The 24,675-nt window shown below is 72.6% G+C and carries 24 protein-coding genes; 10 read left to right on the top strand and 14 right to left on the bottom strand.

Annotation, left to right across the window (positions count from 1 at the left end; genetic code table 11):
- Positions 1–131 precede the first annotated feature (131 nt).
- The 5 genes from AB0J87_RS54765 to AB0J87_RS54745 all read right to left on the bottom strand — a co-directional run bounded on the left by AB0J87_RS54765 (position 132) and on the right by AB0J87_RS54745 (position 4,984).
- A complete protein-coding gene (locus tag AB0J87_RS54765; RefSeq protein ID WP_363981944.1) occupies positions 132–509 on the bottom strand; it encodes an STAS domain-containing protein in 378 nt (125 codons plus the stop codon).
- Positions 510–550: 41 nt separating this feature from the next.
- On the bottom strand, positions 551–1,528 hold the full coding sequence (locus AB0J87_RS54760; protein ID WP_363981941.1) for a phosphotriesterase-related protein: 978 nt from the start codon (positions 1,526–1,528) through the stop codon (positions 551–553).
- A gap of 58 nt (positions 1,529–1,586) precedes the next feature.
- Entirely contained in the window at positions 1,587–2,999 is a 1,413-nt protein-coding gene (locus tag AB0J87_RS54755) for a methionine--tRNA ligase (protein WP_363981938.1), read from the bottom strand.
- Positions 3,000–3,151: 152 nt separating this feature from the next.
- The gene (locus tag AB0J87_RS54750; RefSeq protein WP_363981935.1) at positions 3,152–4,405 is read right to left on the bottom strand and encodes an APC family permease; all 1,254 of its coding nucleotides are present in this window, start codon (positions 4,403–4,405) and stop codon (positions 3,152–3,154) included.
- Between the two features lie 87 nt (positions 4,406–4,492).
- Positions 4,493–4,984 (bottom strand): universal stress protein, encoded by a 492-nt coding sequence (locus AB0J87_RS54745; RefSeq protein WP_363981932.1) that lies wholly within the window; start codon positions 4,982–4,984, stop codon positions 4,493–4,495.
- Positions 4,985–5,068: 84 nt separating this feature from the next.
- On the opposite strand from AB0J87_RS54745, the gene AB0J87_RS54740 reads away from it, so the two are divergent.
- Positions 5,069–5,434: a hypothetical protein gene (locus AB0J87_RS54740; protein ID WP_363981929.1), complete on the top strand. Its 366-nt coding sequence runs from the start codon at positions 5,069–5,071 to the stop codon at positions 5,432–5,434.
- On the opposite strand, the gene AB0J87_RS54735 is transcribed toward AB0J87_RS54740, so the two are convergent.
- Entirely contained in the window at positions 5,395–6,024 is a 630-nt protein-coding gene (locus AB0J87_RS54735; RefSeq protein WP_355199451.1) for a DUF998 domain-containing protein, read from the bottom strand. The genes AB0J87_RS54740 and AB0J87_RS54735 overlap by 40 nt on opposite strands.
- 214 nt (positions 6,025–6,238) lie before the next feature.
- On the opposite strand from AB0J87_RS54735, the gene AB0J87_RS54730 reads away from it, so the two are divergent.
- A complete protein-coding gene (locus tag AB0J87_RS54730; RefSeq protein ID WP_363981926.1) occupies positions 6,239–7,213 on the top strand; it encodes an aldo/keto reductase in 975 nt (324 codons plus the stop codon).
- Positions 7,214–7,226: 13 nt separating this feature from the next.
- Here the strand turns inward: AB0J87_RS54730 and AB0J87_RS54725 are convergent, their stop codons facing one another.
- Positions 7,227–8,159, bottom strand: a complete 933-nt coding sequence (locus AB0J87_RS54725) for an anti-sigma factor RsbA family regulatory protein (RefSeq protein WP_363981923.1) — start codon at positions 8,157–8,159, stop codon at positions 7,227–7,229.
- A gap of 180 nt (positions 8,160–8,339) precedes the next feature.
- Between AB0J87_RS54725 and AB0J87_RS54720 the strand changes: the two genes are divergently transcribed.
- The 3 genes from AB0J87_RS54720 (at position 8,340) to AB0J87_RS54710 (ending at position 10,941) form a co-directional block, all read left to right on the top strand.
- The gene (locus tag AB0J87_RS54720; protein ID WP_363981920.1) at positions 8,340–8,894 is read left to right on the top strand and encodes a DUF1707 domain-containing protein; all 555 of its coding nucleotides are present in this window, start codon (positions 8,340–8,342) and stop codon (positions 8,892–8,894) included.
- A gap of 67 nt (positions 8,895–8,961) precedes the next feature.
- Positions 8,962–9,378 carry a hypothetical protein gene (locus tag AB0J87_RS54715; RefSeq protein ID WP_363981917.1) on the top strand — a complete coding sequence of 139 codons (417 nt, stop codon included), beginning with the start codon at positions 8,962–8,964 and terminating at the stop codon, positions 9,376–9,378.
- Positions 9,379–9,471: 93 nt separating this feature from the next.
- Positions 9,472–10,941, top strand: coding sequence for a DUF2079 domain-containing protein (locus AB0J87_RS54710; protein ID WP_363981914.1), 1,470 nt, complete (start codon positions 9,472–9,474; stop codon positions 10,939–10,941).
- Here AB0J87_RS54710 and AB0J87_RS54705 read toward each other — a convergent pair.
- Entirely contained in the window at positions 10,917–12,023 is a 1,107-nt protein-coding gene (locus tag AB0J87_RS54705; RefSeq protein WP_363981911.1) for a glycosyltransferase, read from the bottom strand. The two genes, AB0J87_RS54710 and AB0J87_RS54705, sit on opposite strands and share 25 nt — an antisense overlap.
- A 56-nt stretch (positions 12,024–12,079) precedes the next feature.
- Between AB0J87_RS54705 and AB0J87_RS54700 the strand changes: the two genes are divergently transcribed.
- From AB0J87_RS54700 to AB0J87_RS54690, 3 genes are all read left to right on the top strand, one after another.
- Complete coding sequence (locus AB0J87_RS54700; RefSeq protein ID WP_350728112.1) at positions 12,080–12,880, top strand: PIG-L family deacetylase; 801 nt, start codon at positions 12,080–12,082, stop codon at positions 12,878–12,880.
- A 49-nt stretch (positions 12,881–12,929) separates the two neighbouring features.
- Positions 12,930–13,988 (top strand): lysylphosphatidylglycerol synthase domain-containing protein, encoded by a 1,059-nt coding sequence (locus tag AB0J87_RS54695; RefSeq protein ID WP_363981904.1) that lies wholly within the window; start codon positions 12,930–12,932, stop codon positions 13,986–13,988.
- Between the two features lie 66 nt (positions 13,989–14,054).
- Positions 14,055–17,450: a BTAD domain-containing putative transcriptional regulator gene (locus AB0J87_RS54690; protein WP_350728114.1), complete on the top strand. Its 3,396-nt coding sequence runs from the start codon at positions 14,055–14,057 to the stop codon at positions 17,448–17,450.
- Here the strand turns inward: AB0J87_RS54690 and AB0J87_RS54685 are convergent.
- Positions 17,419–17,919 (bottom strand): hypothetical protein, encoded by a 501-nt coding sequence (locus AB0J87_RS54685; RefSeq protein ID WP_363981901.1) that lies wholly within the window; start codon positions 17,917–17,919, stop codon positions 17,419–17,421. The two genes, AB0J87_RS54690 and AB0J87_RS54685, sit on opposite strands and share 32 nt — an antisense overlap.
- Positions 17,920–18,072: 153 nt before the next feature.
- On the opposite strand from AB0J87_RS54685, the gene AB0J87_RS54680 reads away from it, so the two are divergent.
- Positions 18,073–18,591 carry a VTT domain-containing protein gene (locus AB0J87_RS54680; protein ID WP_355199461.1) on the top strand — a complete coding sequence of 173 codons (519 nt, stop codon included), beginning with the start codon at positions 18,073–18,075 and terminating at the stop codon, positions 18,589–18,591.
- Here the strand turns inward: AB0J87_RS54680 and AB0J87_RS54675 are convergent.
- Entirely contained in the window at positions 18,568–18,777 is a 210-nt protein-coding gene (locus AB0J87_RS54675) for a DUF1508 domain-containing protein (RefSeq protein ID WP_363981897.1), read from the bottom strand. The genes AB0J87_RS54680 and AB0J87_RS54675 overlap by 24 nt on opposite strands.
- 101 nt (positions 18,778–18,878) lie before the next feature.
- Here AB0J87_RS54675 and AB0J87_RS54670 point away from each other — a divergent pair, with 101 nt between their 5' ends.
- Positions 18,879–19,715 carry a serine hydrolase gene (locus tag AB0J87_RS54670; RefSeq protein ID WP_363981894.1) on the top strand — a complete coding sequence of 279 codons (837 nt, stop codon included), beginning with the start codon at positions 18,879–18,881 and terminating at the stop codon, positions 19,713–19,715.
- Here the strand turns inward: AB0J87_RS54670 and AB0J87_RS54665 are convergent.
- Genes AB0J87_RS54665 through AB0J87_RS54650 form a run of 4 tightly spaced genes read right to left on the bottom strand, consistent with a single transcriptional unit; the run spans position 19,677 to position 24,617 of the window.
- On the bottom strand, positions 19,677–20,450 hold the full coding sequence (locus AB0J87_RS54665; protein WP_363981891.1) for an ATP-binding cassette domain-containing protein: 774 nt from the start codon (positions 20,448–20,450) through the stop codon (positions 19,677–19,679). The genes AB0J87_RS54670 and AB0J87_RS54665 overlap by 39 nt on opposite strands.
- Positions 20,447–21,424 (bottom strand): ABC transporter ATP-binding protein, encoded by a 978-nt coding sequence (locus tag AB0J87_RS54660; RefSeq protein WP_363981888.1) that lies wholly within the window; start codon positions 21,422–21,424, stop codon positions 20,447–20,449. Before AB0J87_RS54660 ends, AB0J87_RS54665 begins: the two co-directional genes overlap by 4 nt.
- Positions 21,421–23,178, bottom strand: coding sequence for an ABC transporter permease subunit (locus tag AB0J87_RS54655; protein ID WP_363981885.1), 1,758 nt, complete (start codon positions 23,176–23,178; stop codon positions 21,421–21,423). The genes AB0J87_RS54660 and AB0J87_RS54655 overlap by 4 nt, the downstream gene beginning before the upstream one ends.
- On the bottom strand, positions 23,175–24,617 hold the full coding sequence (locus AB0J87_RS54650; RefSeq protein ID WP_363981882.1) for an ABC transporter substrate-binding protein: 1,443 nt from the start codon (positions 24,615–24,617) through the stop codon (positions 23,175–23,177). The genes AB0J87_RS54655 and AB0J87_RS54650 overlap by 4 nt, the downstream gene beginning before the upstream one ends.
- Between the last annotated feature and the right edge of the window lie 58 nt (positions 24,618–24,675).

Here is a 24,675-nt window from a genome sequence, read left to right as displayed (position 1 = left end):
CGCACGGTGCTCTCTGCACCGGCCGAAGTAGACCTTGGTGCGGATGAGCTGGCGGGTGCCGCCATGAGTGTGGCGGCGGTAAAGAAGATCCGATACGAAACGGTTATCCGTTCTCCCATGAGGCCAGCGGGCTACGCGGTGAAGCTCCCGGGTTCGTTGAGCTCGGCGATGGCCAGCTCGGCCGTGGTGCGGATGTCGAAGAACTTGTCGAGCGCGGTGATCGCGAACAGGTGCTTGCACCGGCCGTTCAGCCCTGCCAGCAGCAGCCGGCCGCCCGAGGCGGTGACGGCCTTGTGCAGGTAGACCAGCACGGACAGGCCGGAGGAGTCACAGACGCTGACCGCCTGCATGTCGATGACGAGCATCGGGGGCTGGGTGAGATCGAGGGCCTTGGTGACACGATCACGGACCTCGGCGGCAGACCCGAAGTCGAAGTCCCCCGTCAGTCGCGCGATGACACAGGGTCCCTGGAGCCCGAGGCTTATCGACAAGGCCTGCTCCGAAGTCACCCAGCTCCACCTACCTGCATTGCTTGCCCGATCCACCTACTTTACGAGAAGTAGCGCTTCGGGTTGAACACCAGCATCTGCTCAATCTGGTCGTCGGTCACACCCGAGTCCAGCAGTGCGGCCAAGACGTCGTCGTGGATGTGATCGTAGCGCCAGTTCGGCGCGAGCGTTGAGCGGGCCTCGTCCCAGGCGCCGCCGAAGTAGTCCATGAAGCACGCCGTGTCGTGGCTGAGGACCATGCGATCGGCATATCCGCGCCCGCACAGCTGCGCGACCGTGGCCACCCGCTGCGCGGTCGGGTTGTACGGATCCAGCCCGAACCGGTCCATCCCCAGCGTCGCGCCCGTGTCGGCCAGGCGCATGAGGTAGTCGAGGTCGTTGCTGTCGCCCGCGTGCCCGACGACCACCTTCGCCAGGTCGACGCCCTCCTTGGCGAACAGGTCGAGCGCGATCAGCCCGCTCTGCGTGAAGGAGTTCGTGTGGATGGTGATCGGCGCGCCGGTGCGCAGGTGCGCCTGCGCGACGGCCCGGCAGATGCGCTCGACGCCGGGCGTCAGGCCCTTCTGCTCGACCACGCACTTCAGGAACGCCGCCTTCACGCCGGTGTCGGCGATGCCCTCGGTGAGGTCGCGGACGAAGTCGTCGATCATCGGGTCCGGCATGTCGATGAACAGGCCGGGGCCGCGGTGCTCGTACTGGTGGGGCAGCTCCTCGAAGGAGTAGATGCCGGTGGCGACCACGATGTTCAGGCCGGGCACCTGCTCGGCGACGCGCTGGATGCGCGGGATGTAGCGGCCGAGGCCCCACACCGTCGGGTCGACGATCGTCCGCACGCCCTTCGCGGCCACCGCGTTCAGCTTGGCGACCGCGTCCGCCACCCGGGCCTCCTCGTCCCACCAGGCACCTCTGCCGTAGTTGTCGAGGTGCTCGGTGGCGAGGACGAACACGTGCTCGTGCATGAGCGTCTGCCCGAGCTCCTCGACGTCTACGGGGCCGCGAATGGTGGGGACGGTGGCCATGGGCGCCTCCATACCGGCTGGTCGGTGTGCGCCACCGTAGGCTCCCTCCGGGACTCCGTCAACCAGCCACTCCGGCCGTGGCGAGGCGGCGGAACAGCGGCTCGGGCCGGGGCAGCCGCTCGCCGGCGACCGCAGCCGCCACCCGAGCCGCCGCCGTCGGCAGGAAGGGCTCCAGCTGTACGGCCAGCGTCCGGCAGGCGTGCACCAGCGTCCCCAGCGCGGCCTCCTGCCCGGCCCGGGGCTGCCGCCACGGTTGAGTCCGCTCGACGTACCTGTTGGCCTCCTCGACGAGCGCCCAGACGGCCGTCGCCGCCCGCCGGAAATCGAATGCCTCCAGCGCCTCGTCCACCGGCACCGCGGCCAGTTCCTCCCCTGCCGGGGGCACGTGGCCGTCCAGGAAGCGGTGGACCATGGTGACGACCCGGTTGACCAGGTTCCCCAGGCCGTTGGCCAGGTCCTCGTCCGCCCGGGCGACCAGCCGTTCCTCGGTGAAGTCGGCGTCGCCCACGCGCGGCACCTCGCGCAGCAGCCACCACCGCACGGCATCGACCCCGTACGCGTCCACGAGCGCCACCGGATCGGCCGCGCCGCCCGACGACTTGCTGATCTTGCGGCCGCCCACCGTGAGGTAGTCGTGCACGAAGATCTCCGTGGGCAGCGGCTCGCCCGCGGAGAGAAGCATCGCCGGCCAGTACACGGCGTGGAACCGGATCACGCCCTTGCCCATCAGGTGCACCTTGCGCCGCTCGGAGACCCACCAGCGGTCGTAGTCGTCGCCCTCGAGCGCGGTGACGTAGTTGGCCAGCGCGTCCCACCACACGTACACCACCTGGTCCGGGTCGCCGGGCACGGGGATGCCCCACCCTCGGGCGCGGGCGGCGGAGCGCGAGACGCTGATGTCGTCCAGCCCGGCCTCGATGAACGCCAGCACCTCGTTCCGCCGCGCGACCGGCTCGATCCTGAGCCGCCCGACGCGGATGAGCTCGCTCAGGGCGTCCTGGTAACGGGAGAGCCGGAAGAACCAGTTGTGCTCGGAGACGCGCTGCAGCGGCGCCTCGTGCCCGTCGGGACAGGGGCCTTCCGGGTAGAACTGCTCGCAGCCCACGCAGTAGAGCCCCTCGTAGTGCCGCTGGTAGAGGTCGTGCCCGGTCGCCTCCCAGATCCGCTCGACCCCGGCCCGGTGCCCGGGGTGGACGCTCGTCCGGATGAACGAGTCGAACGACAGGTCCAGCGGCTCCCGCAGCCCTTCGAACGCGGCCGCGTTCCGGTCCACCAGCTCCCGCACCGGCACGCCCGCCGCCTCGGCTGCCAGCACGTTCTTCAGCGAGTTGTCGTCGGTCCCGGTCTGGAACCGCACCGGCTCGCCGCGCCGCCGGTGGTGCCTGGCCAGCACGTCGGCCTGCACGAGCTCCAGGGCGTGCCCGAGGTGGGGGCGGGCGTTGACGTACGGGATGGTCGTCGTGAGATACATCAGGTGCCTCCAAGGGGCCCCGAACACGACGAGAGGCCCCGCTCGCAGGGCCTCGACAAGACGTCGCCGACGAAACCCCCTAAGGGGCCATCATCTTCGGCGAGATCGTCATGCCGCCCATGCTAACGACGTCCACCCGCCCCGGCCACCCGTTAACGCCCGGCGCGGTGGCGGACCAGCCAGACGGCCAGGCCGACCGCGAAGACCGCCAGGCCCGCCAGCACCGACGCCGGCGGGAGCGTGGCGGCCAGCAGCACGCACAGGCCCAGCCCCAGCCCGGCGACCGGCCGGGGCGGCGCGCCTTCCGCGCGGTCGAGCGTGAGCGCGCACGCGTTGGCGATGCCGTAGTAGACCAGCACGCCGAACGACGAGAACCCGATCGTCCCCCGCAGGTCGGCGACCAGCAGCAGCACGATCACCGCGGCCCCGACGGCCAGCTCGGCCCGGCGCGGCACCTGCCGCGCCGGATCCACCACGGCCAGCGCGCCGGGCAGGTCGCGCTCGCGCGCCATGGCCAGGACCGTGCGCGAGACGCCCAGCAGCAGCGCCATCAGCGCGCCCAGCGCCGCCACCGCGGCCCCGGCGCCCACCACCGGCACCAGCCACGGGGCCCCGGCCGCCCTGACGACGTCGGCCAGCGGCGCCGGGGACCTGGCCAGCAGCTCCGGCCCGAGCGCGCGCAGCGCGGCCACCGCGACCAGCGCGTAGACGACGAACGTGATGCCCAGCGCGATGCCGACCGCCCGCGGGATGGTGCGGGCCGGGTCGCGCACCTCCTCGCCGAGGGTGGCGATCCGGGCATAACCGGCGAACGCGAAGAACAGCAGCCCGGCCGCCTGCAACACACCCCAGACGTCGACCTGTGACCCGGGCAGGGGCTCGTAGGCGAACCAGCCGAACGTGACCGTGTCGTCGCCGAGCAGCCCCGTGACCACCACCGCGGCGAGCACGGCCAGCACGAACACGACGATCACCCGGGCCACCCCGGCCGAGCGCTGCACGCCGTACAGGCTGACCGCCGTCAGCGCGGCGACCGCGCCGACGGCCAGCGGCCTGGCCAGCGCGGGGGCGACGTAGGCGCCGAACGTGAGCGCCATCGCCGCGCACGAGGCCGTCTTGCCGACCGTGAAGCCCCAGCCCGCCAGGTAGCCCCAGAGCGGGCCGAGCCGCCGCCTGCCGTAGACGTAGGTGCCGCCGGACTCGGGGTAGAGCGCGGCCAGGCGGGCCGAGGAGGTGGCGTTGCAGTACGCCACGACGCCGGCCAGCACGAGGGCCACCGGCAGCCAGGCGCCCGCCGCGGCCGCCGCGGGCGCGAAGGCCGCGAACACGCCCGCGCCGATCATCGCGCTCAGCCCCACCACGACCGCGTCGGTGGTGCCGAGCCGCCGCGACAGCTCCTCCGGCACGTGCCCGCCCCCTCTCCCGCCTCAGGAGGCTCCCACTCTGCCGCATCGCACCGACAACCCGGCCGACGGCGGGGTGAACGCCCGCTGTCAGGTCTCCGCGTCGTCAGTGGCGTCGTCGGTGGCGTCGTCGGTGGCGGGGGCGGGCACGACCAGCACCGGCCGGCCCGCGTTGTGCAGCACCCGGTCGGACGTGCTGCCGAGCAGCAGCGAACGCACCCCGCCGAAGCCCCGCGTCCCCGTCACGACGAGCCTGGCGTCGATCTCGTCGGCCACGTCCACGATCGTCGACCACACCGCCACCGAGTCCGCATCGCACCGAGGGGTCGCGTCCAGGCCGGCCTTGCGGGCGAGGTCCGCGCCGTGCTCGGCGAGCTCCCGCATCGCCACCTCGATCGCCGCGTCCTCCGTGCCCAACTGGTCGATCGCCATCATGAGCCCGGCGGAGGCCCTGGCCGAGGCCATCGCCGCCCGCTCCCACACCGTCAGCACGACGGCGGACTCCCCCTTCAGGAGCTCGCCCGCGAAGGCGATCGCGGCCTTGGCGTCGTCGGAACCGTCATACGCAATCAAAATCGTCATCTCAGCACTCCCACATCGTGATCGGGCCCGTACCTCTATCCCGGGCAAGCCGTTTCACGCCTACGTCAGGGGTAGCCGCCTCATATGACCGTTACGCGATTCCACGACCTGCCCCTCGCCGAGCGCGACCGCGAGTGGGACGCCGCCGCGGCGGACAAGCGGGTGCGCAAGTGGGCGGACGCCGAGGACAAGCCGAACGCGAAATACCGCGAGGCCTTCATCTGGTACGACGCCGACAACGCCGACGAGTTCGGGGCGTACAAGCTGCCGATCGCCGACGTCGTGAACGGGGAGCTGAAGGCGGTGCCGCGGGCCGTGTTCGCCGCGGCCGCGGTCATAGAGGGCGCCAGGGGCGGGGTCGATCTGCCGAAGAAGGACATCGAACCCGTCAAGGAGCACCTGGCGCGCTACTACGCCAAGCTGGGCGAGGAGCCGCCCTGGGAGCGCTGAGCCAGCGGCTTGAGCATCGACAGCCCGGCCAGCGCCAGCACGCCGATTTCGGTGACGACCACGGCCCGCTGGGTCAGCCCGGCCGGGATCTCGTCGTTGGTCAACGGGATGCCGAACATCCGCACCACGTACGGGACCACGACCAGCAGCAGGGCTCCGAGCGCCACCCCGCTGAGGATCCGCACCGCCCTGGCGTACCGGATCCTGGCCTTGGCCAGCAGCATCCCCGCCGCGGGCATCACCAGGAACGCGGCGAAGGCGGCGTAGCGGTGGATGCCACCCGACAACGACAGCGGCACTCCCGGCCGGTCGGTGGGAAAGGCGCCGATCAGGAACATGCTCGCCCCCCACGCCAGCAGCAGCGCGACGACCCAGCGGCTCATCCCGGCGCGGCGCATCGCCTCGGCGATCAACGCGGAGCCCACCGCGAACAACGTCAGCGAGGCGGGCAGCAACCAGCCGGACGCCTGGAAGGCGTACTCGCTGATGACGCTGTGCAACGGGTCGAGGTCGGATTCCGCGTGGAGGGTGAGCATGGCGCCGCTTCCGGTGCCGATGGCCGCGAATCCGCTGACAAGCAATGCCTTCATGCCTCAAAGCTCGTGGAAAGCGGCCTCGCGGAATATCGGAGATCGACCCTGAAGTGACCTGAACGATCCCTTAATACCTCGGTCGGAAACGACCCTGAGAACACCCGGCCACCTGCGCAGACGTGACCCTGAGTAGGGACTCCCCCCTCAGGGTGGGTCCCGGGCGCCTGACCCGGTTTGACCTGGAACGCACTCCAGGGGTGAACCTGGAAACATGAAGAAGCGCACTCTCGGGAACGGCGGGCCTCAGGTCTCGGCGCTGGGCCTCGGCTGCATGGGCATGTCCGACTTCTACGGGCCGGGCGATGAGAAGGAGTCGATCGCCGTCATCCACCGCGCACTCGACCTGGGCATGAATTTTCTGGACACGGCCGACACGTATGGGCTCGGGGCCAACGAGGAGCTCGTCGGCCGGGCCGTCAGGGACCGGCGGGACGAGGTGGTGCTGGCCACCAAGTTCGGCGTCAAGCGCGGCGGCGGCACCCGCTCCGTCGAGAACAGCCCGGAGTACATCAGGGCCGCCTGCGACGCCTCGCTCCGGCGCCTCGGCGTGGACCACATCGACCTGTACTACATGCACCGCCGCAACAGGAACGTCCCCGTCGAGGAGTCGGTCGGCGCGATGGCCGAGCTGGTCGAGCAGGGCAAGGTAGGCCATCTCGGGCTGTCGGAGGTGAGCGCGGGCACCCTGCGCAGGGCCTCGGCCGTCCACCCGATCGCGGCCCTGCAGAGCGAGTACTCGCTGTTCACCCGGGGGCTGGAGGCGGAGATCCTGCCCACGGCCAGGGAACTGGGCGTGGCGCTGGTGGCGTACTCGCCGATCAGCCGCGGCTTCCTGTCCGGCGCGCTGCCGCCCGTGGAGGAGCTGTCCGAGGACGACGTCCGCCGGTGGATGCCGCGCCTCGCGGGCGAGAACGCCGAGCGCAACGCCGGGCTGGTCGCGGAGGTACGGAAGATCGCCGACGCCGCCGGGATCACCGCCGCGCAGCTCGCGCTGGCCTGGGTGCTGGCCCAGGGGGACGACGTCGTGCCGATCCCGGGGACGAAGCGGCTGACGTACCTGGAGGAGAACGCGGCGGCGGCCGACATCACGCTGACCGCCGACCAGCTCGCCGCCCTGGCCCGCGCCGTCCCGGCGGACGCCGTCGCCGGCACCCGCTATCCGGATATGTCGGAGATCGAGGGGTAGTGGCCGGCCGGGCTCAGGCGACGGGGCCGGGCGCGTCGAAGTAGACGCGGATGGCGGTCGCCCCCGGGCGGGTGTGCACGCGTACGAGGTCGCTCAGGAGGTTGACGATCAGCAGGCCGCGAGACCCCGCGTGGCGCGGGTCGACCGGGCGGCGGCCCACCAGCGGGTCGGTGATGTGCCCGGCGTCGCTGACCTCGCACACCAGCCGCCCGTCCTCGGCCCAGGCCCGGATCGTGCCCGAGCCGCCGCCGTGGTCGAGGCTGTTGGCGCCCAGCTCGGCCACCGTCAGCTGGATGTCGTCGAGCCGGTCGCCGGAGAATCCCATCTCCGCCGCCCGCCGCGCGGCCAGGCCGCGGGCCGCCGACAGGCTGGTGCGGTCGAAGCGCAGCGAGACGAAGTCGGCGGGCTCGTCGAGCGGCCGGTTGTGCGCGGACACCACCAGCTCGGGCGCGTATTCGGCGCTGGCCCACTCCCCCGAGAGGTCGCACAGCACGGGGTGGGTGCGCTCCGCCTCCTGGAGGACCTCGGGAGCGAGCCGGTCGGCGTCGTACGGGCACAGGATCGTGACTTGCCGCCCCGCGAACGACAGGTTGATCAGCGCCTCGTGCTGCGCGGCGGCCCCGTATTCCGTCCTGGTGCGCCCCGGCCAGATCGGCTCTCCGATGATCCGCACGTGCCCGCCGGTATGCCGGTCGGCGAAGTCGCGCAGCACGGCGGGGATGATCCGCCCCGGATTGCGCCCGGCCTCCTGCATGTCGAGCAGGTGCACGGCCTTGGCGTCGTCGCCGAGCTCGGCCTCGATCAGGGCCAGATTGCGGGCCGGCACCGCGATCGCGACAGGCTCGTCCAGGGCCAGCCCCGCGCGGACGAATGCGCTGGTGGCAGCCACATATTCCCGGTCGCCCCGATAGAGGAGCGCCGGGTGCGTGAACGGTTCCGCCAACATCAGCATTCACGCTACCCAAGGAAGATGACTTCACAGCAATCCGGTGGGTAGGTAATTGGCGTGAAGCGAATCCGGGTCGTTCGCCGCCCCCGCCTCGTCCGGGGGCCGCTCCCCCTTGATCTCCGCACCCCTTCCGGCCGACAACTCCCGTTCTGAGCGCTGCGACTCTATGCTCAAGATATGTCGCAATTGCAGATGCGAGTGTCCGACGAGGACCGAGAGCGCACCGCGCAACAGCTCCAGCACGCCTTCGCCGAAGGCCGGCTCACCCAGCTGGAGCTCGAAGACCGCCTTGAGATCGCCCTCACCGCGAGGACCTACGGCGAACTGCTGGGCCTGATCGAGGATCTCCCCACCGACCAGCCGCAGGTCGACGACGTGGTCGACCTGGAGTCCAAGAACGGCCAGATCAAGCGCGCCGGCGACTGGGCCGTCCCCCGGCGGCTGCGGGTGGCCTCCAAGTACGGCGGCGTCGAGCTGGACCTCTCCGAGGCCGTCATCACCCACCCGGTGGTGGACATCGAGCTCGACCTCGCGTACGGCTCCGCCAAGATCATCCTCCCGGACGGCGGCGTCGCGAACGTGGACGCCTTCCGCAGCGACTGGGGCCAGGTCCACACCTCCGACGTGCCCGGCAGGCCCCGCCCCGGCGCCGTGCACGTGGTGATCAGCGGTAGCACGAAGTACGGCAGCCTGACCGTCCGCTACCCGCGCAAACGCTGGCTCGCCCGCTGAGGCTTTACGCCCACTTGATACCCGTGGTGTTAGTGGGGTGCAAGCGACAGTCAAGGGCTGATCCATAATGTTCCCTTCGTTCGTAGAAACCACCGAAGGGCAAGAAATGACTCCCCCTCGTCGTCGCCTGGCCGTCGCGGCCGCGACGCTGACCCTTGCTGTCCTCACGAGCACCGGCTGTGGTGCGCTGGGCCAGGCGGTTGACTGCAACACCGCCGCCCAGGAGGCCACCAAGATCATGAATGAGTGGACCACCGCGATCACCAAGGACGCCACCGACACGAAGGCCATCGGCACGGCCTCGAAGGACGCGGCGGGCAAGACCAAGGAGCTCGCGGGCAAGTACGACGGCGAAGTCGCCGCCGCGCTGAACGACCTCGCCGCCGGTTTCGAGACCCTGGAGAAGGGCGACCTGGCCGAAGTGTCCTCGTTCACGGGCAAGATGCAGGGCTTCTCGACCAAGATCACCTCTGCCTGCAGCTGACGCTGAGCCCGCGGTCGCCGTTCCGCCTGTGGGGGGCAGGACGGCGCGGCGGCCGCGCCACGTTCGGGTGGATTCGTTCTACCCTTGCTGCCCGTGACGGGTGACACTCTGGCGGCGCGACAGGGGGCGTCCGCCGCCGCCTTCCTCTGGAAGATCCGGCTGTCCGGCCACCGCGTACGCGTGGGCGCCATCGCGCTCGTCGCCGCGGTGGCCTACGCCGTGCTCGGCCTGGTCAAGCTGGCCACGTTCCGGGCCACGTCGTTCGACCTGGTGATCGTGGACCAGGCGGTGCGCAACTACGCGGCGCTTCGGCCGCCGCACATCCCCGTGCTGGGCATGTTCCACGGGCGGGGCATGGACTACGTGCAGCTCGCCGACCATTTCTCGCCCGTCTACGCGATGCTCGCGCCCCTCTACTGGATCCACGACGGGCCCGAGACGCTGATCGTCGCGCAGGCGCTGCTGTTCGCCGCCGCGATCCCGTTCATCTGGCTGTTCACCCGGCGCGTGCTCGGCGTGGCGCCCGCCTACCTGGTCTCCGTGGCGTACGCGCTGTCGTGGCCCGTCGCGCAGGCCGTGGCGTTCGACGCGCACGAGGTCATGTTCGTCCCCGTGCTCACCGCGATCATGATCGAGCGCTACCACGCCGGCCACCGGCTGCCCGCCCTCATCGCGATGCTCGACCTCCTGCTGGTCAAGGAGGACATGGGGCTGATGGTGATCGGGGCGGGGCTGTGCCTGCTCGTCCTGGGCGACCGGCTGCGGGGGCTGCTGTGCATGGCGCTCGGGATGGGGGCCGTCCTGCTCGTACGCGGGCTGGCGATCACAGCCTTCGGCGGCGACTCCAAGGACTTCTGGGCCTACAACCATCTCGGCCCCGACGTGCCGAGCGCGATCCTGGCGCTGCTGCGCGACCCGATCGCGGCCGTGCTGCTGCCGTTCAGCGAGGAGGCCAAGGTCGACACGCTGTTCCTGCTGGTGTGGCCGACGCTGCTGCTGTGCCTGCTCTCGCCGCTGTCGCTGGTGGCGCTGCCGCACGTGCTGGAGCGCATGTTGTCCGACCGCTCCCAGTGGTGGCAGGCCGACTTCCAGTACAGCGCGTTCACCGTGGTCATCCTCTTCTGTGCGGGCGTGGACGGGCTGGCCAGGCTGCTGCGCTGGATGAAGCGCTCCGACGACACCTCGCTCAAGCTCGCCTGGGCGACGGCCGCCTGCGTGGTCGCGATCACCCTGGTGCCCAGATTCGCGCTGGACCAGCTCTACCATCCGCCCTTCTACCAGGAGCCCAAGGCGGCCGCCGCCGCCGAGGCCGTGAGCAAGGTGCCCTCCGGGGTCACCGTCGAGGCGGTCAACTCCGTCGGCCCCGCCCTGACCTCCAGGACCACCGTCCTGCTGTGGACGGCCCAGTCGCATGGCGCGCCGTGGGTGGTGGCCGACACCTCCCGCTGGGAGTTCCCCTTCGGCTCTGCGGACGAGCAGCGCGCCGCGGTCGACGCGCTGCAGGGCCAGGGGTACGCGAAGGTGTTCGAGCGCGACGGTTACGTGGTGCTCCGGCGCGGCTGAAGCGCCTCCGCGTAGGCCCGGTCGAACCCGTCGAGGACCGACGGCCACGAGCCCGCCGCCGGAGGGGTCGCCCGGTTGTGCGCGGCGATCGACTCGCGCAGCGCCGCGTCCGTGCAGAGCCGGGCCACCGCGCGGGCCAGGTCGCCGAGCGTGTGGCCGAGCAGCCCCTCCGTGCCGTCCGCGACGAAGTCGGCGACCCCGCTCTGCGCCCTGGCCACCACGGGCAGCCCCGCCGCCCGCGCCTCCAGCGCCGCGATGCCGAACGACTCGCGCGGCGCGGGCGCCACGAACACGTCCGCGGCCTCCAGCACCTTCGCGATCTGCTCCCGCGTGTAGCGGCCCGGCAGGGAGACCCAGCCGGCCATGCCGTGCCGGGCGAGAAAACGTTCCATCTGGCCGCGAGCCGGCCCGTCGCCGACGATGGTGGCCCGCATGGGGATCCCGGCGGGCACCCGCCGCCTGGCCGTCTGGAGCAGCCTCAGCAGGCGTACGGGCTGCTTGCGCGGCGCCAGCCGGCCCACCGCGACGATGTGCACCTCGTGCACCTCTTCCCGCCGGTCGGGCGTGCCGGGAGGCGGCGCCCAGCCCGACAGGTCGAGGCCGTTGGAGACCACCCGGACCGGCACCTCGGGCCCGGCCACGGCGCGGATCGGGACCGCGGCGGCGTTGCTGACCGTGGTCGCCACCAGCCGCCACCGCTGCCAGCCGAACGCCAGCCGCAGCAGCCGGTAGAGCGCCCGCGTGACCGGGTCCCACATGCTGTGCACGGTCACCACGCACGGCAGCCCGGCCCGCGCGGCGGCCCGCACGCCCATCCAGGCGAACGGCGAGACCGCCCCCGTGTGCACGTGCACCACGTCGGGGCGCAGGGACGTGAGCCGGCGCGTGAGATGCCCCACTCCGAACGGGTGAACGGGCAGGTCGAACGGCATTCTGGCGACGATCCGGTGGACCCCGGGCAGCGGCTCGCCCCTCGTCGCCGTGGCCACGGAGACGTCGTGTCCCGCCTCCCGCTGCATCCGCACGAGATCGGCCACCTGGACCTCGATCCCTCCGAGTCGCGGCAGGTAACAGTCGCTCACGTGAAAGATCCGCACCCCTCCCAGACTAATCTGGGCGTGTGCCTCCACGTACCGCAGTGTTCTTTCACGCTCACCCTGACGACGAGGCCCTGCTGACGGCGGGCACCATGGCGATGCTCGCGGCCGAGGGACACCGCGTGGTGCTCGTGGTGGCCACCGCGGGCGAGCGCGGCCTGGCCGAGATGGAGCCCGGCGAGGCGCTCGGCGAGACCAGGCTCAAGGAGCTCTACGAGTCGGCCGCGCTGCTCGGCTGCGCCCGCGTGGAGTGCCTCGGCTACGGCGACTCGGGGCTGAGCCCCAAGGGCGGCATCGCCGAGGAGCGGCCCGACAACGCCTTCATCGACGCCGACACCGAGGCTGCGGCCAAGGCGCTGGCCGCGATCCTGCAGGAGGAGGAGGCCGACCTGCTGGCGATCTACGATCCGGCGGGCGGCTACGGGCACCCCGACCACGTGCAGGTGCACCGGGTGGGCAAGCGGGCGGCCAAGATCGCCGGGACCGAGATCGTCCTGGAGGCGACGGTCAACCGCGATCCGCTGGTCAGGCTGCTGCGGCTGGCGGGGCGGTTCTACAAGTTCCCGCCGGAGTTCGACGTACGGACGTTCGAGAGCGCGTACTCGTCGAGCGAGACGATCACCCACCGGGTCAACGTCAGGAAATACACCCGCCAGAAACGGGCGTCCATGGCCGCGCACGCCTCCCAGGCCAGCGGCGGCGACAGCGACCGCACGCTCGCCGTCATGCTGAAGGTCCCGCGCCCGATCTACCGCCTCGTCTTCGGCACCGAGTGGTACGTCCGCCGCGACCTGCCGCCGGGCACCCGGCTCACTCATCCCTTCGACCAGTGGCCGAAATGATTCCTCCGAAGGAGGATCCTCGTCCGGCGACCCGTCAGACTGGACCCCGATGAAGAACAAGTGGCTCCAGATCGCGCTGTCCGTGCTGTCGCTCGGGCTGGCCGTGCTGCTCGTGGTCTACCTTCCGCAGATCGTGCGCACGCTCACCGGCAAGCCCGTCTCCTGGCACGAGATCGGCAAGGTCTTCGGCACGCTCGGCGCCGGCGAGATCGCGCTGATGACCGTGCTGTGGCTGCTGAGCCTGCTGGCGTACACGTTCGTGCTGACCAACTCCCTGCCCGGCCTCAACAACCTCCAGGGCCTCACGCTCAACGCGGCCGGGAGCGCGGTCAGCAACCTGCTGCCGTTCGGCGGGGCGGTCGGCGTGGCGGTGTCGTTCGCGATGACCAGGGGCTGGGGCTTCTCCAGCCGGTCGATCGTGGTCATGACGCTGGTCAGCGGCATCTGGAACACGATGTTCAGGTTCATCCTGCCGGCGGTCGGGATCATCGCGCTGCTGGCGGCCGGCGAGGCGCCCAACCCCACCGTCGCCAAGGCCGGGTGGACGGGCGCGATCTCGATCCTCGTGCTCTGCGTGATCGTGGCGGTCGCTCTTTACTGGGACCGCGCCGCCGTCGCGCTCGGCCGCGCGCTCGACGGCGTCACCCGGCTGCTGCGGCTGAAGATCCACGCCTCGGACGCGTTCCACAAGCTGCGTGCCGACACCGCCGGCGTCGTCAGGTCGAGATGGCCCGGGCTGTCGCTGGCGATGGTGTTCTTCCTGGGGTTCCAGTGGTCCATCATGGCGCTGTGCCTCCAGGTGACGGGCGCCTGGCCGGGGTTCGCCCAGTCGATCGCCGTCTTCGCCCTCTCCCGCGTGCTCACCGCCGTCCTGATCACGCCCAGCGGGGCCGGGATCATGGAGGGCGGCGTGGTGCTCCTCCTCACCGAAGGGTTCGGTGTCGGAGTCGCTCCGGCCACCGCGACCGCACTGCTTTTCGGCTTCTGGACTTACACTATCGAGATCCCGTTCGGCGGCCTGGCTCTGGGCGCATGGGCGCTCCTGCGCAGGCGCAACGGCCGGAACGCCGGGGCGGAGCCCCCGTCCGCGATCTCGAAGGCCCAGTAGTGACAATCCCAAACCCATCAAAGACCTTGTGCGTGATTCCTAGGCCCGCATAGCGTGGCGGCTGACATGGTGGCGTTCCGAGTTCTGGGGCCAGTCGAGGCGTACGAACACGACGACGAACTCGACCTCGGCGGGTTGCGGCAGCGGGCCGTCCTCGCCCGGCTTCTCGTGGCCAGAGGTCAGGTCGTGCCCGTTGACACGCTTCTTTACGATCTGTGGGATGACGACGGGGCCAAGGGCGCGCAGTCGGGCCTGCAGGTCTACATCTCGCGCCTGCGCCGGGTGCTGGAGCCCGGCCGCCCGCGCGGGGGGCCCAACCGGCTGCTGGTGACGGTCGCGTCCGGCTACGCGTTGCGGGTGGCCTCCGACCAGGTCGACGCGCTCAAGTTCGAGCAGCTCGTCCGCGCGGCGGGCGAGCACCTCGAAGAGGGCGATCCGCAGTCCGCCCGAGGCCGCCTGGAAAAGGCGCTGGGCCTGTGGCGCGGCACTCCCTATTCCGACTTCGCCGACCAGTCGTGGGCGGAGGCCGAGGTCAACCGGCTGGCGGAGCTGCGCCTCGTGACCCGCGAGCGGCACGCCGACACCGGGCTGCGGCTCGGCCTGCACGCCGAGACCGTTCCCGACCTGGAGGCGCTCACCACCGAGAACCCGCTGCGCGAGGAGGGCTGGCGGCTGCTGGCGCTGGGCCTCTACCGCTGCGGCCGGCAGGGCGACGCGCTGGCCGCGCTGCGCCGGGCCAGGAACATCCTGGCCGACGAGCTGGGCATCGACCCGGGGCCCGCGCTGCGCAAGCTGGAGTCCGACATCCTGGCGCAGTCCCCGGAGCTGGATCTGGCCGTCACCGCGCGCCCCGCGCGGCCCGCCGCGCCGGTCACCGACACCTGGCCGCCCAGGCCGGCCGCGGCCGTCGAGCCGCCGCCGCTGGAGCCCGAGCCGTTCGTCGGCCGCGACGCCGAGCTTGCCAGGCTGACCACGGCGGCCTCGCGCACAGGCCGGTTCCAGGTCGCGATCGTGGCCGGGGTCGCGGGCGCGGGCAAGACCACGCTGCTGCGCCAGCTGGAGAGCAGGCTCGCCACCGACGGCTGGATCACCGCGTCCGGCGCGTGCCCCGACTCCAGCGCCACCCCGCCGGGCTGGGCGTGGGTGGAGATCCTGCGCACGCTCACCGTCGCGACCGGCGCGGGCGAATACGCGCAGCTGCTCGCGCCGCTGCTCGACGACGCCGCCCCCGACCCCGACGAGGACGAGGCGTCCGGCGGCTTCCGGCTGCACCGCGCGGTCGGCGGCTACCTGGCCGGGGTCGCGCGCCGCGCGCCGGTGCTGCTGACCCTGGAGGACCTCCACTGGGCCGACGACCAGACGCTCGCCCTGCTGCGCGCGCTGCCGAGCCTGCTGGCGACCAGCCGGGTGCTGCTCGTGGTGACGTGCAGGGAGAGCGAGCTCGACGACCGCCAGTCCGACGTGCTGGCCGCGCTGGCCAGGCTGGGCCCGGTCCGCGTGGGCCTGTCGGGGCTCGACCCGAAGGCCGTGGCCGAGCTGGTCAAGGCGACGTGCGTACGCGACATCGACGAGGACGCGGTCGAGTCGATCGTCGAGCGCACGGGCGGCAACCCGTTCTTCGTCCGCGAGACCGTGCGCCTGCTCGACTCCGAGGGCGCGGCCGACCGGGCCAGCGCCACCGAGGTGCTCTCGCAGGTGCCCTCCGGCGTGCGCGACGTGCTGCGGCGGCGCATCTCGCGGCTGCCGTCGGGCGCCCAGCAGATCCTGCTCCAGGCCGCCGTGATCGGGCGCGACGTCGATCTCGACGTGCTGATCGCCGTGTCGGGCGACGAGGACGCGGTGATCGAGGCCGTGGAGGCGGCGCTGCTGGCCGGGCTGGTGACCGAGCCGGGTCCGGGGCTGCTCAGGTTCGACCATGACCTGGTGCGCGACACGATCTACTCCGACGCCTCCAGGCTGCGCCGCACGCGGCTGCACGCGGCCGTGGCGGCGGTCATCGAGCAGCACACGCCGTCCGACGTGGCGGCGCTTGCCCACCACTACTTCCTGGCCGACGCGGCCGGGAAGGCGGTCCACTACGCGGGGCTGGCGGCCGAGCAGGCGGAGCGGCGCTTCGCCCACCGCGAGGCGGCCACCCTGTGGGAGCAGGCGATCGCGGCGTTCGACCGCTCGCGCGACGAGCAGAGCGGCGCGCAGACGCCCGAGCGCAGCAAGGAGCGCCTGCGGCTCATGCTGCGCCAGATCAGGGCGCTGGCGCTGTGCGGCGACATGACGGCGGCCCGGCTGCTGCGCCGCCAGGCCATGGACGCCGCGCTGCCGCTGGGCGACCTGGAGATCACCGCCAAGGTGGCGGCGTCGCTGGCCGTGCCGCACAAGGGCATCGCGCGCGACTTCACCCGCACCGCGTGGGAGATCGTCGACATCACCGAGAAGGCGCTCATGGAGCTGCCCGAGGGTGAGCAGCGGCTGCGGGCCAGCCTGCTGACCACGCTGGCGCTGGAGCTGGAGGGCTCCTCCTCCCCCGAGCGCGGGCGTCAGGCGTCGCTGGAGGCGCTGGAGCTGGCCCGGCAGAGCGGCGACCCGACGCTGATCGCGGCGGCGCTGAGCGGGCGGCTGCGGCAGTCGTACGACATCCCCGCCGTGGACACCCGGGAGAGCATCGGCAGGGAGCTGCTGGAGGTCGCGCAGCGCTCGGGGCAGATGGCCACGCAGGCGCTGGCCCACCTGGTGCTGCTGGAGTGCGCGGCGGCCAGGGGCGAGTTCGCGGTCGCCGACCAGCACGCGTCCGCCGCCGACGCCCTGGCCAGGCAGTACGACCTGTCGGCGCCGGCCGCGGTCGTGGTCTGGTACGCGGGCCAGCGGCTGATGATCGCCGGCGACTACACGGGCGCGGAGCGGGCCTATCGCGACGCGACCAGGATGACGGCGCGGGCGGGCATGCTGGAGGGCCGCCAGGACCTCCCGCTGATCACGACGTTCTGCCTGCATCTGGTGGACGGCCGTGCGGCCGAGATGGTCGACCTGCTCGCCGACGCCCACCGGCGGGGCGCCAAGTGGACGCTCGACGCGTACGCGCTGGCCCTGGCCTCGTCCGGGCACCTCCAGGACGCCAAGGCCGTGGCCGCCACCCGCCCGCCGGTGCGGCCCGACTTCCTCTACGAGCTGGCGATGACCTGGCGGGCGCTGGCCGGCATGCTGCTCGACGACCGGGAGCGGATGGTCGACTGCTACGACAAGCTCAAACCGTTCGCCGACCGGGTGGCGGGCGCGGGCACCGGCGTGGTGGCGCTGTGGCCGGTGGCGCTGACGCTGGGCGACCTCGCCGTGCGCCTGGGCCAGCCGGACGCGGCCCGCGCCCACTACGAGAAGGCCCTGGAGGTGGCCGAGCGGGTCGGCGTGCCGCGCTGGGTGGAGGCGGCGCGGCGGTCGGTCAGCAGCTCACCTGGAAACGGTCGCTCGTGACGGTCTTGACGCCCTTGGCCGACAGCTCGACGCGATACCAGCCGGGGTCGCCGGAGAGCTCGGGCCGCCACTCGACGGTCTGCGCGGAGCCCACGAAGCCGTCGTAGTCGACCAGGTACGTGCGCCACGACTTGGTGGAGGGGCTCCAGCGGGCGAGCTTCCAGCCGTAGTGCACGCTCCGGCCGGGCTCGAGGCTGACGAGCACGCTGCGCGCGACGAGCGGCCCCGAGCAGGCGCCGACCAGTCCGCCGAGGGTGACCTGGCCGGGCTGGGCGGCCGGGGCCAGTTCCTCGGCGACGGGCACCTCGCGGGCCGACAGGGTGATGGTCGTCACGGCGGCCGGCGCGCCGTCGGCTGCGCTGTAGGCGGAGAAGCCGATGTACGCGCTGGTGAACGCCAGGGCGGCCACGATGAGCTTGACCGCGTTCGTCGTGCCACTCGCCAGGACGGCCGCGCTTCTCGACGCCATCTTCAACACCCCTTTTGCCTCACCCATAGAGTGAGCTCGGGTGGTTGAGGCCTGCTTGTCGGCTGGTTGCGGCGGCTTGCAAGCCGATATGGCGAAAGCTTGCAACTTGAACTAAGGTAAGCCTGACCTAAGGCTTGGGAGGGGTGGGAGAGCATGACCGGCATCGCCGATCCCACGAGGCCTTATTGGCTCGGTCTGCCCTACTGGCTGGTGGGCGCCATCCTGATCCTGGCCCTGTTCGGCGCGTTCCAGGTCTACTACTGGGTCGGGCGCAAGCTCGGCGTGAAGCTCTACGACTCGCGCGTCGGCGCCCGGGTGGGACGCGAGCGCATCGCGAAGATCGAGCACGTCGTCGAGAAGTGGGGCGCGCTGGCCGTCTACGGCTGCTTCTGGGTGCCCATGCTCCGGCACACGCTGCCGTGGGTGGCGGGGGCGCTGCGGGTGTCCTACCCCTGGTACGTGGTCGCGAGCGCGCTGGGCTGCCTGACCTGGGCGCCGATCTGGTGGTTCGGCATCACGGCGCTCGTGTGGGGCTGGCTGGAGCTGGCCGCGCGCTCGCCCGTCACGGCCGGGGTCGTGGCCGTGCTGGCCGTCGCGGCGGCGTTCTGGCTGGTGGTGCGGCGCAGGAGGAAGCGGCGCGCGGCCGCGTCAGAGAAGGCTCTGGTCTCCTAGGCCCCGCCCGGTCCGGTCGTCGATGGCGGCCTCGGGAGCGTTCCTGCGCACGGTCTCGATGCCGTTCACGCAGGCGGCCTTGCTCGGGTAGCCCTCGCCGACCGCGAGCGTCTGCCCGTTGTTCGCCACGAGGGCGAACCTGAATCCGCCCTGCCCGTCCTCACTGATCACGAACCTGCCCGCCACCGCCGCTCCTCTCTAACCTGGCATTGATTTACCCCCATCTGATCGGGCTTTATGGCGTAGTTAGGCAAACGGACCCTTGATCTCCTGTCAACATGATTGCCATGCGTATTGGGGGTTTCATTGGCTCCGCCGTACTCGCGCTGGTTGTGGGAGTCGCCTCCCCGGCCGGGGCGGCGGACGCGCCGGAGGTCGGGGCAAAGTCGGCGTACCTGGTCGACTCTGCGGGAACGATCCACTTCGGCAAGCGCGAGACTCGCCGGGTGCCCGTGGCCAGCCTGGTCAAGGTCATGACGGCGTACGTCGTGCTGCGCGAGGCCAGGCTGAACGACACGATCACGATCACGGCGACCGACGTCAAGCACGCGACCAGCAACGGCGCGACCACGGCGGCGCTGAAGAAGGGTGAGCGGCTCACGGTCAACGATCTGCTGTACGGTCTCATGCTGCCGTCGGGGGCCGACGCGGCCAACGCCCTGGCGCGGCGCTACGGCCCGGGCAAGACGGCGTTCGTCGCCAAGATGAACCGCGCCGCCCGCGCCTTGGGGCTGTCCGACACCCGCTACACCAACCCCGACGGCCTGCCCACCCCCGGGAACGGCGGCTACTCGACGGCCGTCGACCAGGTCAAGCTGGCGGAAAAGGCGCTGGACAACAGCACCTTCGCGGCCGTGACGGGCACCAAGGTGCACAAGGTGGCCAAGACCGCGCTGCACCGGGCGCACACCTGGCGCAACTCGAACAAGCTGCTCTCGCGCGCCGACGGCGTGCTCGGCGTGAAGACCGGCTACACGCGCGCCGCCGGCTACTGCCTGCTCTTCGCCGGGGAGCGGGGCGGCAAGCGCGTGGTCGGCGTGCTGCTCGGGGACCAGAACGAGCGCCGCTTCGAGACGGCCGAGCGGCTACTGGACTACGCGGGCGAGCAGATCGCCGGCGGCTAGCAGCTCGCGGGTGTACGGGTCGGCGGGGGCGGCCCACACCTGACCGGCCGGACCGGTCTCGACGATCCGGCCGTGGCGCAGCACCGCCACGCGATGCGCCACGTGCCGGATCAGGGCCAGGTCATGACCGATGAACAGCTGGCCCAGCCCCAGCTCGTCGCGCAGCTCGGTGAGCAGGTTGACGATCCCGGCCCGTACGGACGGGTCCAGCGCGGACACGGGCTCGTCCAGCACGAGCAGCCTGGGCTCGCAGGCCAGGGCGCGGGCGATGCCGACGCGCTGGCACTGCCCGCCGGACAGCTCGTACGGCCTGCGCCGGGCGAGCGCGGGATCCAGGCGGACGAGGTCGAGGAGCTCGCGGACCCGGGCGGGACCGGTCAGCGGGTCCCAGCGGCCCTGGACGCGCAGCGGCTCCGCGATCGCGTCGTGCGCCCGCAGGCGCGGGCTGAGCGAGCCGTACGGGTCCTGGAAGACCGGTTGCAGCGCGGGCCGCAGCGGGCGCAGGGCGCGCTCGTCGAGCGCGGTGAGCTCACGGCCCTCGAAGCGCACCGAGCCCGCCTCGGGCCTGCGCAGCATGAGGACGGCGGCGGCGATGCTCGACTTGCCCGACCCCGACCCACCGACCAGGGCGAGCGTCTCGCCGGCGGCCAGGGTGAACGAGACGCGGTCCACCGCCAGGACAGGCGTGGGGTAGCGGACGGTGAGATCGCGCACCTCCAGCAGGGGTGTCGTCATGCGGGCTCCTGGTAGAGGTCGGTGGCCGGGCCGGGCAGCTCGCCGAGCCGGTGACAGGCGGCCAGCCTGTGCTCCCCGGCCTCCTGCGGCTGTGGCTCCCGCTCGTGACAGACGTCGGCGGCGGCCGGGCAGCGGGGGGCGAAGGCGCACCCGGGCGGCAGCGCTCCTGGCGCGGGCGGCGAACCGGCGATCGCCGGGAGCGGCCGTCCCGTCACCTCGCGCGGCGGGAGGGACGCGACGAGGCCGCCGGTGTAGGGGGCGCGCGGCCCGCGCAGCACCGCGCCGGCCGGGCCCGACTCGGCGAGCCGTCCCGCGTACATGACCAGGACGCGATCCGCGTACGCGGCCGCCGCCCCCAGGTCGTGCGTGATGAGCAGCACGGCCGGCCGCGTCCCCTCGCGGGGCTCCGTCAGCAGGCTGAGGATCCGGGTCTGGACGACGGGGTCCAGCGCGGTGGCCGGTTCGTCGGCGACGACGAGGGCGGGGTCGTTGACGGTGGCCATGGCGATCACCGCCCGCTGGCGCATCCCGCCGGAGAACTCGTGCGGGTAGGCGCGGGCCCGCCGCGCGGCGTCGGGGATGCCGACCCGTTCCAGCGCGGCCACCGCGCGTTCCCAGGCCTGCTTGCGGCCCAGTCGCCGCACGGCGCGGGCGAGCTGGTCTCCGACCGGGTACACGGGGCTGAGCACCGACAGCGCGTCCTGCGGCACGAAGGCGATCCGCCGGCCGCGTACCTGCCGGTAGACGTGCTCGGGCGCGCCGGACAGCTCCCGCCCGTCCAGGCGCACGCTGCCGGACATGCGCGCGCCGGGCGGCAGCAGCCCGAGCACGGCCCGGGCGGTCAGCGACTTGCCCGCGCCGGACTCGCCGACGACGGCGAGCGTCTCGCCCTCGGCCACGTCGAACGAGAGCCCCCGTACGACCTCCGTGCCCGCCACGCCGACCCTCAGGTCCCGTACGCGCAGCAGCGTCATGCGGCACCCCGGGTCCGGCGGCCCGCCGTGGAGAGCGAGACCGCCAGGGCGGCCAGCAGCAGGAGCATCCCCGCGGGGACCAGGGCCGCCCACGGCGCGCGCTCCACGTACGGCAGCGACTCGGCCAGCGTCAGGCCCCACTCCGGAGCGGGCGGCTGTGCCCCCAGGCCGAGGAAGCCGAGGGAGGCCATGGCCAGCGCGATCCCCGGCAGCCGCAGCACCGCGTGCCTGGCGACCGGGCCCGCGATCGCGGGCAGGACGTGGCGGGTCAGGATCCAGGCGGGCGAGGAGCCGATGGCGCGCTGGGCGGTCAGGTGGGCCGCGGCACGTACCTCGGAGACAAGAGCCGCGGCGTGGGCCGCGAGCGCGGGCCACGAGACGAGGGCGACCGCGACGGACGCGCCCGGCGTGCCTGGCCCGAGCACCGCCGCGACCAGGATCCCGGCGATCACCGGCGGCACGGCGTTGGCCACCTCGGCCGCGCCGGAGGCCAGCCCGGGGAGGAGGCCGACGGCCAGGGCGATGACGTACGAGCCCGCGCAGACCAGCGCGGAGACGCCGAGCGTGGCCGCGGCGCCATGACCCACCCTGGCCAGCACGTCCCGGCCCAGCGCGTCTGCGCCCAGCGGGTGGTCCCAGCTCGGCCCCGCCAGCCGCGCGGCCACGTCCACGGTCAGGGGGTCGAGCAGCGACCCCCACCCGACGGCGACCGCCAGCACGACCCCGCACACGCCGGCGACCGGGCCACCACCTCGCCCGCCACCGCCTCGCCGGCTGCCGTTGCCCTGGCCGCCGCCGATGGCCGGTGCGGGGAGCGAGAGGGCGGCGTCGCGGAGGCCGGGGCCGAGCATCCGGTGCCGGGCGGCGCTCGCCAGGATGCCGGCGAGCACACCCAGCAGGACCAGGGCGAGTACCGCGGCCTGGAGCAGCGGAAGGTCCTGAGCCTCCGCTGCCCCCAGCGCGGTCCGGCCGATGCCGGGCACCGCGAACACCGTCTCCACGGCCACCGCCCCTCCCGCCAGCCCCACGGCGACCAGCCCGAGCTGGGGCACCAGCGCGGGCAGCGCGCGGCGCAGCGCCGCCCGTGCGATGACGCCGGGACCACAGCCCGCCGAACGCCACAGCCCCACCCACGGCTCGGCGAAGGCCGCGGGCAGCGTGTCGTCCACCAGCCGCCCCAGGACCCCGCCTGCCGGGATGCCCAGGGCCAACGCGGGCAGCACCAGGTGCCGCGGCTCCTGCCAGCCGTAGGGCGGCAGGAGGCCCAGCCACACCGACAGCGTCACCAGCAGCACCGTCGCGATGAGGAATTCGGGCAAGGCCCCGAGCATCGCCGCCACCGCCCCCGTACCGCCGCCCCGCAGGGTGCCCCGCGCGCCGCGCACCAGGGTGGGCGCGCACAGGGCGCACGTCAGTGCCAGCGTCACCGCCAGCGCGGCGGCCATCAGCGTCAGCGAGACGCCGAGACCGGACAGCACCGACGGCAGCACCGCGCTCCCGTCCGCCCACGAGCGGCCGAAGTCGCCGCGCAGGACGCCGCCCAGCCACTCGCCGAGCAGCGGCAGCGGGCCGCCGTCCAGGCCCAGCTCGTGGCGGATGGCCTCCAACGCCTCAGGCGTCGGCTCCTGCTCGGCCGAACGGGCCCGCAGCAGCGACAGCGCGGCATCACGACCGGACAGCCAGGGCAACAGCCCGACCACCGCGACGACCGCCACGACCGCGACACCCCGCGAGAACAGCACCCCGCCGGTCATTTGAGGCGGGTCTCCGCCGTGATCAGGACGCGCTCGCGCGGGTCCTTCACCGAGTCCAGCACCGTGGTGGCATCGCCCTGGATCACGCGCTCGTGCAGCATCGGGACGGCGGCGTCGGTACGCAGGATCGCCGCCTCGGCCTCAAGGGTCGCCGCGTGCCTGGCGGGACCGGCGTCCGCCGCCGCGGCCTCGCGCACCGCCCGGTCGACGTCCTCGTCACACAGGCGGGCCAGGTTGAAGGAGCCGTCGCAGGTGAAGTCGGCCTGCATGTACGCCACCGGATCCCCCGAGTCGAGCACGGTCGCCCGGGAGAGGACGAACGCGTCGAACCTCCCGGCCAGCGCGTCCTCCTCGATGTGCGCGTACTCCCGTACCACCAGCTCGACCGCGAACCCCGCCTCCCGGAGCTGCTGCTGCAGCACGGAGGCGACCTCGGGCAGCTCGGCCCGGTCGGAGTAGGTGGCCAGGGTGATCGCCACGCCCTTCGCGCTCGCGGGGGCCGTACGCTCCCCCAGGCTCTCGCGGCCCTCGGCGGCCCACGGCAGGGCGGGCCCCAGCAGGCCCGAGGCCACGTCGGCGCGCCCCTCGTACACCCCCCGCACGAGTTGCCCCGCGTCGACGGACGCGCGCACGGCGGCGCGCAGGCCGGGGCTCTTGAACGGTCCCTTGGCGGTGTTCAGGTACAGGGTGTTGGTGCGCGGCATCGGCACCTCGCTGATCGTCTCCTTCGCCAGCAGCGCGGCCTGCGAGACCGGCACCGCCTCCGCGATGTGCGCCTCGCCGCTGCGGATGGCGGCGGCGCGGGCGGCGCCGTCCGGGACGAAGGAGACGTCGATGCCCGGCGCCTTGGCCTTCGTGCCCCAGTAGCCGTCGTGGCGGTCGAGGGTGGCGGTGGTGGTGCCGTTCACCTTGACCAGCTTGAACGGGCCGCTCCCGGTGCCGACCGGATCGACTTTGCCGTCGGTGCCGTACGCGCGCTCGGCCAGGATCGCCAGCTGCGGCGAGGACAGTCGGTGCGGGACCAGCGGGTCGGGCTCGCGGGTGGTCACGACGACCTTGCCGCCCTCGGCCCTCGCGGTCAGCTCGACGCCGTCGAGGATGCGCGGCTTGGGCGTGGCCTGGGTGGCGCGGGTCAGCGCGGCGGCGGCGACCCCGGCGGTCAACCGGCTGCCGTCGTGGAAGATCACGCCGTCGCGGACGGTGAACTCCCAGGTCCGTTCGGAGGTACGGGTCCACGCGGTGGCGAGGGCGGGTCGCGCGTCGCCTCTCGCGTCCAGGTTGACCAGGGTCTCGGCGGTGGACCAGCGGGAGAGCTTGAAGGCGTCGTCGCTGAAGGGCGACAGGCCGGAACGCGGCGGCTGGAGCATCGCCACCTTGATCCGGCCCGTGCTCTGCCCGCCCGCCGGGGCGGAGCACGCGGACAGGGAGAGGACTGTCATGAGGGCAAGCCAGAGGCTGCGATGTTGCACGGATTGTCCCAAATTCAGGGGGAATGAG

It is taken from the genome of Nonomuraea sp. NPDC049625 (assembly GCF_040675285.1).
In the GTDB taxonomy this organism is placed as follows: domain Bacteria; phylum Actinomycetota; class Actinomycetes; order Streptosporangiales; family Streptosporangiaceae; genus Nonomuraea; species Nonomuraea angiospora_A.
The sequence above is the reverse complement of the archived record's forward strand: the minus strand, read 5'-3'. Positions and strand labels throughout refer to the sequence as shown.